This window comes from Agromyces sp. SYSU T00194 (assembly GCF_040496035.1).
Taxonomy (GTDB): domain Bacteria; phylum Actinomycetota; class Actinomycetes; order Actinomycetales; family Microbacteriaceae; genus Agromyces; species Agromyces chitinivorans.
The window spans coordinates 2,278,455-2,293,667 of the sequence record NZ_JBEPJZ010000001.1 but is presented as its reverse complement, the minus strand read 5'-3'; the positions used below and the strand labels follow the sequence as shown (position 1 = coordinate 2,293,667).

Below are 15,213 nucleotides of genomic sequence, written 5' to 3'. Positions count from 1 at the left end.
TCTCGGCATGCCCACGAAGCCCGTCCGCGTCGCCAGCGTCAACGTCAACGGCATCCGGGCCGCGTTCCGGCGGGGCATGGGCGACTGGCTCGCCGCGCGCGACGTCGACATCCTGGCCCTCCAGGAGGTGCGCGCGTCGACCGACGACCTGACCGGCCTGCTGGGCGAGGAGTGGGACGTGCTGCACGACCCCGCATCCGCGAAGGGTCGCGCGGGCGTCGCGCTCGCCAGCCGCCGGCCCGCCCGCATCCACCGGGTCGCCCTCGGCCCCGACGAGTTCGACTCGGCGGGCCGCTGGCTCGAGGCCGACTACGACTTCGACGGCTCGGCGATCACGGTCGTCAGCACCTACGTGCACTCGGGCGAGGCGGACACCCCGAAGCAGGTCGAGAAGTACCGCTTCCTCGACGCCATGGAGGAGCGGCTCCCCCGGCTCGCCGCGCACGCGGAGCACGCGGTCGTCGTCGGCGACCTGAACGTCGGGCACCGCACCCTGGACATCCGCAACTGGCGTGGCAACCGGAAGAAGGCCGGGTTCCTCCCCGAGGAGCGCGCGTACTTCGACCGGTTCGTCGGCGCCGAGGACGAGGACGGCTACAACGCCGGCGCGGGCCTCGGCTGGGTCGACGTCGGCCGCCGCCACCACGGCGAGGTCGAGGGCCCGTACACGTGGTGGTCGTGGCGCGGCAAGGCGTTCGACAACGACTCGGGGTGGCGCATCGACTACCACCTCGCGACCGGCCCGCTCGCGGCATCCGTCGTCGACTACTCGGTGGACCGCGCCGACGCCTACGACGAGCGATGGTCCGACCACGCTCCCGTCGTCGTCGACTACGCCATCTGACCCCGCAAGGACGAAACCATGACCTCCACCACCCCCGTGCTCTTCTCCGGGATGCAGCCGTCGGGCGACTCGCTGCACCTCGGCAACTACCTCGGCGCCCTCGTGAACTGGGTCGCGCTGCAGGAGCGCTACGACGCGTACTACTGCGTCGTCGACCTGCACGCCATCACCGTGCCGCAGGACCCGGCCGCCCTGCGCCAGTCGGCGAGGCGCACCGCCGCCCAGTACATCGCCGCGGGCATCGACCCCGAGAAGTCGACCCTCTTCGTGCAGTCGCACGTGCCCGCGCACGCCGAGCTCGCCTGGGTGCTGTCGACCATCACGGGCTTCGGCGAGGCGAGCCGCATGACCCAGTTCAAGGACAAGTCCGCGAAGCAGGGCACGGATGCCACGACGGTGGGCCTGTTCACCTACCCGGTGCTCATGGCCGCCGACATCCTGCTCTACGACACCGCGCTCGTGCCGGTGGGCGACGACCAGCGCCAGCACCTCGAACTCACCCGCGACCTCGCGGGCCGGTTCAACAGCCGGTTCGGCGAGACGTTCCGCATCCCCGAGGCGTACATCCCCGAGGTGACCGCGCGCATCTACGACCTGCAGGACCCGACGTCGAAGATGTCGAAGTCGGCAGCGTCCGACGCGGGGCTCGTGAACCTGCTCGACGACCCGAAGCGCACGGCGAAGAAGTTCCGCTCGGCGGTCACCGACACCGAGCGCGAGATCCGCTTCGACCGGGCGGCGAAGCCGGGCATCTCCAACCTGCTCGACATCCACTCCGCGGTGAGCGGCAAGACCATCGCCGAGCTCGAGGCCGAGTACGCGGGCCGCGGCTACGGAGACCTGAAGGTCGAGCTCGCCGACCTGGTGGTGGCCGCCATCGAGCCCGTGCGCGCACGCACGCTCGAACTCATGGACGACCCCGCCGAACTCGACCGACTGCTCGCCGTCGGCGCCGAGAAGGCCGACGCGGTCGCGCGCGAGACGCTCGCGAAGGTGTACGACGCGGTCGGCTTCATCCGCCGCCGATGAGCCCCGCCGACCCGGTCGTGCTGCAGACCGAGCGCCTCGTGCTCGACCAGCCCCGCGCGGCCGACGTCGACGACATCGCCCGCTACTGCACCGACCCCGTGTTCGAGCACACCGTGACGACCCCGTGGCCGTACGAGCGCCGGCACGCCGTCGGGTTCGTGGAGGAGTTCGTGCCGAACGGCTGGGCCGACCGCAGCGAGCGCACCTGGGCGATCCGGCGACGCGAGCGGCCCGAACTGCTGCTCGGTGTCGTCGGGCTCCGCACGGCGCGCACGAGCATCGGCTACTGGCTGGGGCGCGAGCACCGGGGCGACGGCGTGATGGCCGAGGCGGCGCGGCGGGTCGTCGCCTACGCGTTCGACCCGGCCGGGCTCGACGCCGACCAGGTCGCGTGGGAGGCCGTCGCCGGCAACGTGGCATCCGCTCGCGTCGCCCGCGCCGCGGGCTTCGCGTTCGACCCGCGCGACCGTCGGCGGGTGCGCCTGCGCGAGGGCTCCTCCGCCCCCGCCTGGCACGCCGTGGCGCACCGCGACCCGGCGCGGGGCGGCGCGCACGCGTGGCCCCCCGGCGTGGTCGGATGAGCGCATTCGACGTCGTCCTGTTCGACCTGGACGACACGCTGCTCGACCACCGCGCCGCGGTCGACGCGGGCATCCTCGCCCATGCCCGGGCCGAGCGATACGAACTGCTCGACGAGCCGGGAACCACGCGCCTCTGGCGCGACCTCGAGGAGGAGCACTACCACCGCTACCTCGCGGGCGAGACCGACTTCGAGGGCCAACGACGTGCCCGGGCGCGTGCCTTCGCCGCCGCGCACGGGCACGCGCTCGACGACGACGGCGCGAGTGCGTGGTTCACGGGGTACTTCGCGCGCTATCGCGCGGCGTGGGCGCTGCACGACGACGCCCTGCCCGCCCTCGACGCGCTCCGCGGGGTGGCGCCCGGCGTCCGGTTCGGCATCATCACCAACGGCGAGCACGACTTCCAGTCGGCGAAGCTCCGCGCCGTCGGGCTCGACGCCCCGATGGAGCACGTCGTGGCATCGGGCGCGCTCGGCGTGACCAAGCCCGACGCGGCGATCTTCCTGCACGCGTGCGAGCGGTTCGCGACCGCCCCGGCGCGCGTGCTCTACGTGGGCGACCGGCTGCGCACCGACGCGATCGGAGCCGCCCGCGCCGGCCTCGCGGGCGTCTGGCTCGACCGGCTCGGCTCGCAGCCCGACACCGCGGATGCCGCGGAGGCGTCGGCGCTCGACGTGCGACGCATCACGGGCCTGGACGCGCTGCCGCCGATCGTCGCCGGCTGAGCGCCGCGCGGCTGGGACGCCCCGGGGCGGCGGGAATATCCCGCTCCCGCCGACGTTGATCTACACTCGAGAACAAGAAACGTGCTCCGGGGTCGGTGAAAGTCCGAGCCGGCGGTGACAGTCCGCGAACCGAGCGCTCGATCTCAGTTGGGTCGGGTGCGAGGCCGAACCGGTGGAATTCCGGTACCGACGGTGAAAGTCCGGATGGGAGGCAGCACGTGCCGCAGGCGTCCGCGCCGGCGGCCTGATCGGCGTTGCCGAGCCCCGGAGTCCGCGAGGACGAGAGTCGGGACCATGGGCAGCACCAGCGCCGCGCACCGCGCACCCGCGGGCGCCTCCGACGCGCGCGCCGCGGAGGCCCGCGCCATGCGCCGGGCGCTCGAGCTCGCCGCACGCGGGCCCGCGCGCGGCATCAACCCGCAGGTCGGCTGCGTGCTCCTCTCCCCCGCGGGCGAGGTCGTCGCCGAGGGCTGGCACCGCGGCGCCGGCACGCCGCACGCCGAGGTCGACGCGCTCGCCCGGCTCGCTCCGGGCGCGGCCCGCGGGACGACCGCGATCGTCACGCTCGAACCGTGCAACCACACCGGCCGCACCGGACCCTGCGCGCAGGCGCTCCTGGAGGCCGGCGTCGCCCGCGTCGTCTACGCGGTGGCCGACCCCGGCGAGCACTCCGCGGGAGGCGGCGCGCGCCTGCGCGACGGCGGCGTGGACGTCGAGCGCGGGCTGCTGGCCGACGAGGCCGAGTCGTTCCTCGCCGACTGGCTGTTCACCGCCCGTCACGGCCGGCCGTTCACCACGGTGAAGTGGGCGTCGACGCTCGACGGGCGCATCGCCGCGGCCGACGGCACGAGCCGCTGGATCACCGGCCCCGAGGCGCGGGCCGACGTGCACGCGCGCCGGGCCGCCGCCGACGCGATCGCCGTCGGCACCGGCACGGTGCTCGCCGACGACCCCGCCCTCACCGCGCGCGATGCGACGGGCGGACTGCTCGCCGACCAGCCGGTGCCGGTCGTGTTCGGCCGTCGCGACGTGCCCGCCGACGCGGCGGTGCTGCACGGCGCGCACCCCGCGCTCCGGCGTACGGGAGAGGACCTCGCCGGCGACCTGGACGCGCTCCGGCGCACCGGCATCCGCTCGCTCTTCGTCGAGGGCGGGCCGACGCTCGCCACCGCGTTCCTCGCCGCCGGCCTCGTCGACGAGGTCGTCGTCTACCTCGCGCCCGCCCTGCTCGGCGGGCCGCGCCTCGCCGTCGGCGACCTCGGCATCGGCACGATCGCCGAGGCGCTGCGGCTCGAGACCACCCACGTCGCACGACTCGGCGACGACGTCCTCGTCGTCGCCCGCCCCGCTTCCCCTCGGCCAGGTGCCGCGGCGGACGGCCCGAACGGAAGGAACTGACATGTTCACGGGCATCATCGAGGAGATCGGCCGCATCACGCGCGTCGAGCGCACGGCCGACGCCGCGCGGCTCACCGTGCACGGGCCGCTCGCGGTCTCCGACGCACGCCACGGCGACTCGATCTCGGTGAACGGCGTGTGCCTCACCGTCGTCGACCGCGACGACGAGTCGTTCACGGCCGACGTGATGGCGCAGACGCTCGCCATGTCGACGCTCGCCGACGTGCGCGAGGGCGACCGGGTCGACCTGGAGCGCGCCGCGAAGGTCGGCGACCGCATCGGCGGCCACATCGTGCAGGGGCACATCGACGGCACCGCCGAGGTCGTGGAGGTCCGCCCCGGCGAGGCCTGGCGGGTGCTGCGCTTCGCGATCGACCCGGCGCACGCCCGTCTCGTGGTCGACAAGGGCTCGGTCGCGCTCGACGGGGTCTCGCTCACGGTCAGCGCGGTCGGCGACGACTGGTTCGAGGTGTCGCTCATCCCGGAGACGCTGCAGGCGACGACCCTGGGCGACCGCGTCGTCGGCGACCGGGTGAACCTCGAGACCGACATCCTCGCCCGACAGGTCGAGCGGATGCTGCGCCTCGGTGCCCACGACGACCTGCCGTCGTCCGTCGCCGCGCCCGCGGCACCGACGCCGATCGGAGGCGTCGCATGAGCCTCGCAGAGATGCCCGAGGTGCTGGCCGCGCTGCGCGCCGGGAGGCCCGTGCTCGTCGCCGACGACGAGGGCCGCGAGAACGAGGGCGATGCGATCATCTCCGCCGGCCTGGCCAGCCAGGAGTGGATCGCCTGGATGGTGCGCCACACGAGCGGCTACCTGTGCGCCCCGATGCCGAACGACCTCGCCGACCGGCTCGAGCTGCCGCTCATGACCCTCGACAGCCAGGACGCGCGGCGCACCGCCTACACGATCACCGTCGACGCCGCCGACGGCGTGACCACCGGCATCAGCGCGTCCGACCGCGCGCACACGCTGCGCGTGCTCGCCGACCCCGACGCGACCCCCGCGTCGCTCATCCGCCCGGGCCACGTGGTGCCGCTGCGCGCGGTCGACGGCGGCGTGCGCGAGCGCGCGGGCCACACCGAGGCCGCGGTCGACCTGATGCGCCTGGCCGGCCTCGCGCCCGTCGCCGCGATCGGCGAGATCGTCGCCGACGACGGCGAGATGATGCGACTGCCGGGACTGATCGAGCTGGGTGCACGCGAGGGGCTGCCCGTCACGACCGTCGCGGCGCTCATCCGGTTCCTCCGCGAGGAGCCCGGCGCGGCCGCGATCTGCGACGCCGACGCACGGCCCGTCGCCGACCGGCCGGAGTCGCCGCGCGTGCTCTTCGAGGTCGAGACGACCGTGCCCACCGAGCACGGGCCGTTCCGGATGCGCGCATACCGCGACCGCACGAGCGGCGCCGACCACCTGGCGATCGTCGCGGGCGACCCGTCCTCTCCCGGCGCGCTCGTGCGCGTGCACTCGGAGTGCCTGACCGGTGAGGCGTTCGGCTCGCTGAAGTGCGAGTGCGGCCCGCAGCTCGACGCGGCCCTCGCAGCGGTGCAGGAGCACGGCGGCGTCGTCGTGTACCTGCGCGGCCAGGAGGGGCGCGGCATCGGCCTCATCAACAAGCTGCGCGCGTACCGCCTGCAGGAGGACGGCCTCGACACGCTCGACGCGAACCTCGCGCTCGGCCTGCCCGCCGACGCGCGCGACTACGGCGCGGCGACGGCGATCCTGCACGACCTGGGCCTCGACGCCGTGCGGCTGCTCACGAACAACCCCGAGAAGGTGCGCCAGCTCGAGTCGCAGGGCGTCGCCGTGCTCGAGCGGGTGCCGCTCGTGGTCGGCGTGGGCGCCCTCAACGAGGCGTACCTCGAGACCAAGCGCGACCGCATGGGTCACGCGATCGACACCGTCGACCTCACGGAACCGGCGGCGCACCACCTCCTGGAAGGACGCGCATCATGAGCGGAGCAGGCTCCCCCACCCTCGACGTCGACGGCACCGGCCTGTCGGTCGTGATCGTCGCCGGCAGCTGGCACGACGAGATCACCGACGGGCTGATCGCCGGTGCCGTGCGCACGCTCGAGGCGTCCGGCGCCGCGCACACCCTCGTGCGGGTGCCCGGCAGCTTCGAGCTGCCCGTCGTGGCGAAGGCGGCCCTCGAGGCCGGGGCCGACGCCGCGGTCGCGCTCGGCGTGATCATCCGCGGCGGCACGCCGCACTTCGAGTACGTGTCGTCGGCGGCGACCGACGGGCTCACCCGGGTCGCGCTCGACACCGGCAAGCCGGTCGGCTTCGGCGTGCTCACCCTCGACGACGAGCAGCAGGGGCTGGACCGCGCGGGCCTGCCGGGTTCGACGGAGGACAAGGGCGCGGAGGCGGCCGAGGCGGCGATCGCCACCGTGCGCGCACTGCGCGCCGTGCGGGGCTGAGACGACGGCGAAGCGGATGCCACGGGGCATCCGCTCGCCTCGCCGGAGGTGCGAACGGCGGTCAGTCGAGGAACAGCGCGCGCAGCCGCTTCGTCGTGAAGACGATGCCGACGGCGATCATGACCGCGTAGTAGAGCACGTGCCAGAGCAGGCCCCACTCGACCGCACCGGTCGTGAGGCCGCGCACCAGCTCGACGCCGTGCCAGAGCGGCAGCGCCTGGATGATCCACTGCACGGCCTGCGGGTACACCGTGATCGGGAAGAACGTCGCCGAGAGCAGGAACATCGGCAGCAGCACGAAGTTGATCCAGTCCATCTGCTGGAACGTCTTCATGTAGCTCGTGATCGCCATGCCGAGGCTCGCGAAGCCGAACGCGATGAGCAGTACCGCGGGCAGCGCGAGCAGCGCCCACCACGAGAGGTTCAGCCCGAGCGCCTGCATGACGAGCAGGAACCCCGAGGCGTAGAATGCTCCGCGCAGCAGCGCGAGCGAGATCTCGCCGAGCGCCACGTCGAGCGGCCCGAGCGACGTCGCGAGCATGCCCTCGTAGAGCTTCGCGAAGTTCATCTTGAAGAACACGTTCCAGGTCGAGTCGTAGATGGCGCCGTTCATGGCGGCGACCGCGAGCAGGGCAGGCGCGATGAACGCCGCGTAGGAGACGTCGCCGCCCGCGGTCGCGACCTCGCCGACGAGCGCGCCGAGACCGATGCCCATCGACAGCAGGTAGAAGATCGGCTCGAAGAACCCCGAGACGACGATCATCCAGTTCGAGCTGCGGGTCGCACGCCAGCCGCGTGCCATGACGGCGCGCGCGTTGCCCGCGTAGAGCGAGGCGACGCCCCGCCCGCCGGCTGGTGCGGTGCGGTCGTCGGTGGTGACGGGTGCGGTCATCGGCCCAGCCTCCGTGCGGCGATGCGCCGCGATGCGATCCAGCCGAACGCCGCCATCACGGCGAGCACGAGCACGTGCACGACCGTGAGCCACAGCGGCTCGGGGTACCCGTACGCGAAGACGCGGCTGAGCTCCGTGGCGTGCCACAGCGGCGAGATCCAGCCGATGGGCTGCAGGAACCACGGCAGCTGGCTGAGTGGGAAGAACGTGCCCGAGAACAGCGTCATCGGCAGCACGAGGAAGCGCATGACGAGTGCGATCTGGCCCGTGTCCTGCTCCAGGGTCGAGACGTAGGCCATGAGCAGGTGACCGAACGCGAGGCCCCCGAGGGTCGCCGAGAGCACCGCGAGGAAGCCGAGCGGCGACGGCACCGCGCCGAACAGCAGCATGAAGAGGAAGTACACGGCGCTCGTGGCGACGATGCGCGCGGTCACCGAGATGACGAGCCCGTCGACGATCTGGCCCGGCCGGATGGGCGCCGCGTGCATGCCGGAGAACGTCGGGTTCCACTTGTAGCCGAGCATGATCGGGTACGAGAACTCCTCGGTCGCGACCGTGATGGCGGCCGACGCCAGCAGCGCAGGGGCGACGAACACGAGGTAGGGCACGCCCTCCGCGCCGGGCTGCGAGGCGACCGGGGCGTCGATCAGGGAGGCGAGGCCCGCACCGAGCCCGTACAGGTAGATGATCGGGGTGCCGATGCCGGTCGCGAGCATCGTCTGCAGGTACGAGCGCATGACGCGGAAGCGGTGCTCGGCGACGTACCACGCGCCGAAGCGGCGGGGGCGCACGCCCGCGGCGAGCGCGCGTGCGGTCTCGGGACGGGTGCCCTGCGGGGCATCCGTCGCCTGCGGCCCGGGGGACTCGGCGCTCATTCGATGAGGCTCCGGCCGGTGAGGCGGAGGAAGACGTCCTCGAGGCTCGAGCGGCGCACGAGGCTCGTGATCGGGTGCAGGCCCGCCTCGGTGATGCGCACGAGCTCGGCCTCGCCGTTGCCGCTGTAGACGAGGATGCGGTCGGGCAGCACCTCGATGCGATCGCCCACGCCCTCGAGCCGGGTCGCCACCTCGGCGTTGCGGTCGGCGCCGAAGCGCACCTCCAGCACCTCGCGCGACGAGTAGGCGCGGATGAGTTCGGCGGGCGTGCCCTCGGCCATGATGCGCCCGTGGTCGACCACGATCAGGCGATCGCACAGCTGCTCGGCCTCGTCCATGTAGTGGGTCGTGAGCACGAGCGTCGTGCCCTGCTCCTTCAGGCGGAACAGGCGGTCCCAGAGGATGTGCCGGGCCTGCGGGTCGAGGCCGGTGGTCGGCTCGTCGAGCAGCAGGATGCGCGGGTCGTTGATGAGCGCGCGGGCGATGGTGAGGCGGCGCTTCATGCCGCCCGAGAGCGCGTCGACCTTGGCCTTCGCCTTCTCCTCCAGCTGCGCGAACGCGAGCAGCTCGTCGGCGCGCTCGGCGACCTGGCGGCGCGGCAGTCCGAAGTAGCGGCCGTACACGAGCAGGTTCTCGCGCACGCGCAGCTCGGTGTCGAGGTTGTCCGCCTGGGGCACGACGCCGAGCTGCGAGCGGATGTCGGGGCCGTGCGCGTTCGGGTCGAGCCCGAGGATCTCGAGGTCGCCGCTCGTGCGGGTCGAGACCGCGCCGACCATGCGCATGGTCGTGGACTTGCCGGCGCCGTTCGGGCCGAGCAGGCCGAACGACTCCCCCGGCGCGACCTCGAACGAGATGCCGTCGACGGCGGCGACCTCGTCGTACTGCTTGCGGAGGTCGCGGGCGGTGATCACGGGTGCGGGCACGCGGAAGAGACTAGTGGAGGCATGCGACATCGGATGCTGCGGGCGCAACGGATCCTCGCCGGAGCCGTCGACTCGTCACGAATCGTCGCCTCCGCGCACGGATCCAGACTCTCCACGACGACTCGGGCGGCCGACGGGGCGCATACGATTGCGGGGTGATCCAGACCAGCCCCGCCGTCGTCCTCTCCGACGAGGTGCGCGAGGCCGTGGCATCCGGCGCCCCGGTGCTCGCCCTCGAGACCACGATCCTGACCCACGGGCTGCCGCGCCCGCGCAACCTCGAGGTCGGCCTCGCCGCCGAGGCCCAGCTGCGCGACGCGGGCGTCGTGCCCGCCACGATCGGGGTGGTCGGCGGCACCGCGCACGTCGGCATCGACCGGCCGACCATGGAGCAGCTCTGCAACGACGACGACGTCGTGAAGCTCAGCGTGCGCGACCTGCCCGTCGCACGGGCCCGCGGACTCAGCGGCGGCACGACCGTGGCCGCGACGGCGTGGCTCGCGCACGCCGCGGGCATCCGGGTCATGTCGACGGGCGGGCTCGGCGGCGTGCACCGCGGGGCGAGCGAGACCTTCGACGAGTCGGCCGACCTGCCGACGCTCGCGCGCACGCCGATCACCCTGGTGAGCGCGGGCGTGAAGTCGATCCTCGACGTCGCCGCGACGCTCGAGCGGCTCGAGACCCTGAACATCCCCGTCGTCGGCTACCGCACCCACGCCTACCCCGGCTTCTACGTGGCCGACTCGGGCTTCACGCTCGAGCACCGCGTCGAGTCGCCCGAGGAGGTCGCAGCCGTCACCGCGGCCCGCGACGCGCTGGGCCTGCCGGCCGCGGTGCTGGTCGCGAACCCGGTGCCCGCCGCCGAGCAGCTCGACCCGGCGCTGCACGACCGCGTGCTCGCCGAGGCGCTGGCCGCGGCGGACGCGGCCGGCATCAGCGGCCACGACACGACGCCGTTCCTGCTCGACTTCGTGCAGCGCGCCACGGGCGGCGCGAGCCTCGAGGCGAACCTCGCCGTGTACCGCGGCAACGTGGCGCTCGGCGGGGAGATCGCGCGTGCCGTCGCCGGCTGATCCCGGGGTGCTCGTCGTCGCCGGCGACCTCGTCGAGGACGTCGTCGTGTGGGCCGACGAGCCCACACGACACGCCACCGACACCGCCGCCCGCATCACGCGCACGCGGGGCGGCAGCGCGGCGAACGTGGCGGCGTTCGCAGCCGGCGCGGGCCGGCAGTCGCGATTCATCGGCTGCGTCGGGGCGGATGCCGCCGGCGACGGGCTCGCACGCGAGCTGTCCGCCGCCGGCGTCGACGTGCGCCTCCAGCGCGCTGGCGCGACCGGCACGGTCGTGCTCATCGTCGACGCCGACGGCGAGCGCACCATGTACCCCGACCGCGGGGCGGCCGCACTGCTGTCGGCGCCCGTCGAGCCCACGTGGCTCGACGGTGCCGCGTGGCTGCACCTGCCGGCGTACGGGCTCGAGCGCGAGCCCGCCCGCTCGGCGGTCGTCGCACTGGCCGACGCGGCGCACGGGGCCGGCGTGCCGGTCTCGGTCGACGCGTCCTCGACGGGGCTCGTCGCGGCGCTCGGCGCGGACGCCTTCCGCGCGCACGTCGGCCGGGTCGCCCCCGACGTCGTGTTCGCCAACGCCGACGAGGCGGACCTGCTCGGCATCGCCCGGCCCGACGCGCGCGCGACCGGCGCCGGCCCCGCCGGAGCGGCCCGCGCGCTCGCACCGCTCGTCGTCGTCAAGCGCGGCCCCGGTCCCGCCGAGATCCACCGGCCCGGCCGTCCGGTCGTGCGGGTGCCGGCCGAGTCGGTCGACGACGTGCGCGACGCCACCGGCGCCGGGGACGCGTTCGCGGCCGGGTACGTCGTGGCGACCCTGGACGGTGCGGACCCGCGCGCCGCCTGCGTCGCCGGGCACGCGCTCGCGGCGTCCGTGCTGCGCTCGCCCGGGGCATCCGCCGCCCCGGCGCGCGACGCGGGCGACCCGGCGCCGCGCGCGTGAGCGGCGCCTCCCAGTTCCCTCGCGGCATCCGTGCCCTAGAAAGGTAGTCATGGCATCGTCGACCGACGTCCCCGCTCCCGACTCCCCCGCCCGCGCCTCGCGCCCCGGGCGATCGCGCTCCCGCCGCGGCGAGGCGAGCGGCCCCCGCGCCACGTTCGGGCAGCTGCTGCCGTACCTGTTCGAGCACCGCGGCATCCTCGCGTTCATCCTCGTGCTGAGCGTGCTCGGCGCCGTCACGACCCTCGCCCAGCCGCTGCTCGTCGGGCAGGTCATCACGACGGTGCAGGAGGGGCTGCCCGTCGGGCCCATGGTCTGGGTGCTCGTCGCCCTCGTGATCGTGAGCGCGCTGCTCAGCGGCTACCAGCACTACCTGCTGCAGCGCACCGGCGAGGGCGTCGTGCGCTCGAGCCGCCGAGACCTCGCCCGGAAGATCCTGCGCCTGCCGATCTCCGAGTTCGACACGCGCCGCACGGGCGACCTCGTCTCCCGCGTCGGCAGCGACACCACCCTGCTGCGCGCGGTGCTCACGCAGGGACTCGTCGAGGCCGTCGGCGGCGCCGTCACGTTCGTCGGCGCGCTCATCGCGATGATCGTGCTCGACCCGGTGCTGCTCGGGCTCACCGTGCTCGTGATCGGCGTCGCCATCGCGACCGTCTCGCTGCTGTCGCTGCGCGTGCGCGACGCCTCCCGCCGCGCACAGGACAGGATCGGCGACGTCGCCGCGGCCGTCGAGCGTGCCATCGGCGCCGTACGCACCATCCGCGCGGCCGGGGCGACCGGGCGCGAGACCGCCGCCATCGAGGCCGAGACCGACGGCGCGTACCGCGAAGGCGTGAAGGTCGCGAAGATCTCGGCGCTCATCGTGCCGGTCGCGGGCATCGCCATGCAGCTGTCGCTGCTGGTCGTCATCGGCGTCGGCGGCATCCGGGTCGCGTCGGGCGCGACGAGCGTCGCCGACCTCGTGATGTTCATCATCTTCCTGTTCATGCTGATCCTGCCCCTCGGGCAGGCGTTCGGCGCGGTCACGAGCGTGAACCAGGCGCTCGGCGCGCTCGGCCGCATCCGCGAGGTGCTCGACCTGCCCGACGAGGACGCGCACGACCGCGACGCCGGCCCCGCCGCGCTCGTCGTCGGGCCGGCGAACGCGTCGGTCATGCCCGACGCGCCCGCGATCGCGTTCGAGGACGTGCACTTCGCCTACCCGGCCGGCGCGCGGCCGACCGGTGCGCAGGTCGAGGGGGCGGATGCCTCCGGAGACGCCGCGTCCGGACCGGGTGCCGAGCCCGTCGCATCCGCGGCCGCCGACGGCGCCCGCCCGCGCCGCGGGGTGCTCCGGGGCGTCTCGTTCCGGGTGCCGCGCGGGAAGCGGGTCGCGCTGGTCGGGCCGTCGGGCGCCGGCAAGTCGACCTCGTTCGCCCTGATCGAGCGCTTCTACGACCCCACCGCGGGCGTCGTGCGCATGGGCGGGCTCGACGTGCGCGCGATCGACCGCGCCGCGCTGCGCGCGCAGATCGGCTACGTGGAGCAGGACGCGCCCGTGCTCGCGGGCTCGATCCGCGACAACCTCACCCTGGGCACCCCCGACGCCACCGACGAGCAGTGCATCGCCGTGCTGCGGGCCGTGAACCTCGGCGGCGTGCTCGAGCGCGACCCCGCCGGGCTCGCCGCCCCGGTCGGCGAGGACGGCATCATGCTCTCGGGCGGCGAGCGCCAGCGCCTCGCCATCGCCCGGGCGCTGCTGGCGGCGCCGCCCATCCTGCTGCTCGACGAGTCGACGTCGTCGCTCGACGGGGTCAACGAGCGCATGATGCGCGAGGCCATCGACGCGGTCGCCGAGGGCCGCACGCTCATCGTCATCGCGCACCGGCTCTCGACCGTCGTCGACTCCGACCGCATCGTCGTGCTCGACGAGGGCGAGGTCGTCGGCGAGGGCACGCACTCCGAGCTCGTCGAGACGACGCCGCTGTACCGCGAGCTCGCGAAGCACCAGCTGCTCGTCTGAGGCGCACGCCCGGTGCATCCGCTCACCCCTCGACCTGCGGCCGGCACGGGGCATCCGCCACCCTCGGCAGCGCGCACGCGCCGGGCGTCCGCCCGCCCGACGGCGCCGCCGCACACGTGCACGCGGACGCCCCGCGCACCACGTACCCTCATCTCATGGACTTCACCGTTCCCCAGCAGCGCAGCCTCGTCACCGAGCTGCCCGGGCCGCGTTCGCGCGAGCTCCTCGAGCGCCGCCGGCGCAGCGTCTCCCGCGGTGCGGGCACCCTCGCCGACATCTTCATGGACCACGGGTCGGGCGCGATCCTGGTCGACGTCGACGGCAACCGGCTGATCGACCTCGGCTGCGGCATCGGGGTGACCACCATCGGGCACGCGCACCCCGATGTCGCGGCGGCCGCCGCCGCGCAGGCGTCGAAGCTCACCCACACGCTGTTCACGGTGACCCCGTACGAGAACTACGTGCTGGTCGCCGAGAAGCTCGCCGAGCTCACGCCCGGCGACTTCGAGAAGCACTCGATCCTGGTGAACTCGGGCGCCGAGGCGGTCGAGAACGCGGTGAAGATCGCGCGCCGGTACACGGGGCGCCGGGCGATCGCGTCGCTCGCGCACGCCTTCCACGGCCGCACCAACCTCACCATGGCGATGACCTACCGCCCGTGGCCCGAGCGCGCGGGCATGGGCCCGTTCCCCGGCGAGGTCTACTCGGTGCCGTCGAGCTACCCGTTCAAGGACGGCCTGAGCGGCCCGGATGCCGCGGCGCGCACCATCGACTACATCGACACGCACATCGGGCCGACCGAGCTGGCCGCGCTGTTCGTCGAGCCCATCCAGGGCGACGGCGGCATCGTGATCCCCGCCGAGGGCTACCTCGAGGCGCTCGCGGCGTACTGCGCCGAGCACGGCATCGTGTTCGTCTCCGACGAGATCCAGGCCGGCATCGCGCGCAGCGGCGCGTGGTACTCGATCGAGCACTTCGGCGTCGTGCCCGACCTCGTGACGACCGCGAAGGGCATCGCCGGCGGCTTCCCGCTCGCGGCCGTGACCGGCCGCGCCGAGATCATGGACGCGGTGCAGCCGGGCGGCATCGGCGGCACGTTCGGCGGCAACCCCGTGTCGACCGCGGCGGCGCTCGCGACGCTCGAGGTCATCGAGCGCGACGGGTTGATCGCCGAGGCGCAGCGCGTCGAGCGCGTGTTCGCCGAGCGCATCGGCGACTGGGCGTCGCGGTTCCCGGTGGTCGGCGAGGTGCGCGGCAAGGGTGCGATGTGGGGCGTCGAGCTCGTCGTGCCGGGCACGCGGGAGCCGAATGCGGCGGCGCTCACGTCGGTGCTGCGCCACGCGACCTCGAACGGCGTGATCCCGCTCGACGCCGGCTCGTGGGACAGCGTGCTGCGGTTCCTGCCGAGCGTCGTGATCTCGGCGGAGCTCGTCGACGACGCGGCATCCGTCATCGAGGCCGAGCTGGCCCGACTCTCGGCCTGACCCCCTACGGGCCGAGACCCGTCG

15 protein-coding genes and 1 riboswitch are annotated in these 15,213 nt (G+C 73.9%); of the genes, 12 read left to right on the top strand and 3 right to left on the bottom strand.

Annotation, left to right across the window (positions count from 1 at the left end; all coding sequences use genetic code 11):
* Positions 1-7 precede the first annotated feature (7 nt).
* The 8 genes from ABZK10_RS10815 (at position 8) to ribH (ending at position 7,003) form a co-directional block, all read left to right on the top strand.
* Entirely contained in the window at positions 8-844 is an 837-nt protein-coding gene (locus ABZK10_RS10815; protein WP_353809205.1) for an exodeoxyribonuclease III, read from the top strand.
* 18 nt (positions 845-862) lie between these two features.
* Positions 863-1,873, top strand: coding sequence for a tryptophan--tRNA ligase (trpS, locus tag ABZK10_RS10810; protein ID WP_353809204.1), 1,011 nt, complete (start codon positions 863-865; stop codon positions 1,871-1,873).
* The gene (locus ABZK10_RS10805) at positions 1,870-2,454 is read left to right on the top strand and encodes a GNAT family N-acetyltransferase (RefSeq protein WP_353809203.1); all 585 of its coding nucleotides are present in this window, start codon (positions 1,870-1,872) and stop codon (positions 2,452-2,454) included. Before trpS ends, ABZK10_RS10805 begins: the two co-directional genes overlap by 4 nt.
* Complete coding sequence (locus tag ABZK10_RS10800; protein ID WP_353809202.1) at positions 2,451-3,179, top strand: HAD family hydrolase; 729 nt, start codon at positions 2,451-2,453, stop codon at positions 3,177-3,179. The genes ABZK10_RS10805 and ABZK10_RS10800 overlap by 4 nt, the downstream gene beginning before the upstream one ends.
* A 77-nt stretch (positions 3,180-3,256) precedes the next feature.
* Positions 3,257-3,401: riboswitch (FMN riboswitch) on the top strand.
* Between the two features lie 72 nt (positions 3,402-3,473).
* Complete coding sequence (gene ribD / locus ABZK10_RS10795; RefSeq protein WP_436408510.1) at positions 3,474-4,577, top strand: bifunctional diaminohydroxyphosphoribosylaminopyrimidine deaminase/5-amino-6-(5-phosphoribosylamino)uracil reductase RibD; 1,104 nt, start codon at positions 3,474-3,476, stop codon at positions 4,575-4,577.
* A gap of 1 nt (position 4,578) precedes the next feature.
* Positions 4,579-5,235 carry a riboflavin synthase gene (locus tag ABZK10_RS10790; protein ID WP_353809201.1) on the top strand — a complete coding sequence of 219 codons (657 nt, stop codon included), beginning with the start codon at positions 4,579-4,581 and terminating at the stop codon, positions 5,233-5,235.
* Positions 5,232-6,536, top strand: a complete 1,305-nt coding sequence (ribA, locus tag ABZK10_RS10785; protein WP_353809200.1) for a GTP cyclohydrolase II — start codon at positions 5,232-5,234, stop codon at positions 6,534-6,536. The genes ABZK10_RS10790 and ribA overlap by 4 nt, the downstream gene beginning before the upstream one ends.
* On the top strand, positions 6,533-7,003 hold the full coding sequence (gene ribH / locus ABZK10_RS10780) for a 6,7-dimethyl-8-ribityllumazine synthase (RefSeq protein ID WP_353809199.1): 471 nt from the start codon (positions 6,533-6,535) through the stop codon (positions 7,001-7,003). Before ribA ends, ribH begins: the two co-directional genes overlap by 4 nt.
* Positions 7,004-7,064: 61 nt before the next feature.
* Here ribH and ABZK10_RS10775 read toward each other — a convergent pair whose 3' ends face one another.
* Genes ABZK10_RS10775 through ABZK10_RS10765 form a run of 3 tightly spaced genes read right to left on the bottom strand, consistent with a single transcriptional unit; the run spans position 7,065 to position 9,693 of the window.
* Positions 7,065-7,895, bottom strand: coding sequence for an ABC transporter permease (locus ABZK10_RS10775; RefSeq protein WP_353809198.1), 831 nt, complete (start codon positions 7,893-7,895; stop codon positions 7,065-7,067).
* Positions 7,892-8,770 carry an ABC transporter permease gene (locus tag ABZK10_RS10770; protein ID WP_353809197.1) on the bottom strand — a complete coding sequence of 293 codons (879 nt, stop codon included), beginning with the start codon at positions 8,768-8,770 and terminating at the stop codon, positions 7,892-7,894. Before ABZK10_RS10770 ends, ABZK10_RS10775 begins: the two co-directional genes overlap by 4 nt.
* The gene (locus ABZK10_RS10765) at positions 8,767-9,693 is read right to left on the bottom strand and encodes an ABC transporter ATP-binding protein (RefSeq protein WP_353809196.1); all 927 of its coding nucleotides are present in this window, start codon (positions 9,691-9,693) and stop codon (positions 8,767-8,769) included. Before ABZK10_RS10765 ends, ABZK10_RS10770 begins: the two co-directional genes overlap by 4 nt.
* 155 nt (positions 9,694-9,848) lie before the next feature.
* On the opposite strand from ABZK10_RS10765, the gene ABZK10_RS10760 reads away from it, so the two are divergent.
* From ABZK10_RS10760 to gabT, 4 genes are all read left to right on the top strand, one after another.
* On the top strand, positions 9,849-10,766 hold the full coding sequence (locus tag ABZK10_RS10760; protein WP_353809195.1) for a pseudouridine-5'-phosphate glycosidase: 918 nt from the start codon (positions 9,849-9,851) through the stop codon (positions 10,764-10,766).
* Positions 10,750-11,703: a carbohydrate kinase family protein gene (locus ABZK10_RS10755; RefSeq protein ID WP_353809194.1), complete on the top strand. Its 954-nt coding sequence runs from the start codon at positions 10,750-10,752 to the stop codon at positions 11,701-11,703. Before ABZK10_RS10760 ends, ABZK10_RS10755 begins: the two co-directional genes overlap by 17 nt.
* Positions 11,704-11,752: 49 nt before the next feature.
* Complete coding sequence (locus ABZK10_RS10750) at positions 11,753-13,705, top strand: ABC transporter ATP-binding protein (protein WP_353809193.1); 1,953 nt, start codon at positions 11,753-11,755, stop codon at positions 13,703-13,705.
* A 155-nt stretch (positions 13,706-13,860) separates the two neighbouring features.
* The gene (gene gabT, locus ABZK10_RS10745) at positions 13,861-15,189 is read left to right on the top strand and encodes a 4-aminobutyrate--2-oxoglutarate transaminase (RefSeq protein WP_353809192.1); all 1,329 of its coding nucleotides are present in this window, start codon (positions 13,861-13,863) and stop codon (positions 15,187-15,189) included.
* Positions 15,190-15,213: the final 24 nt, after the last annotated feature.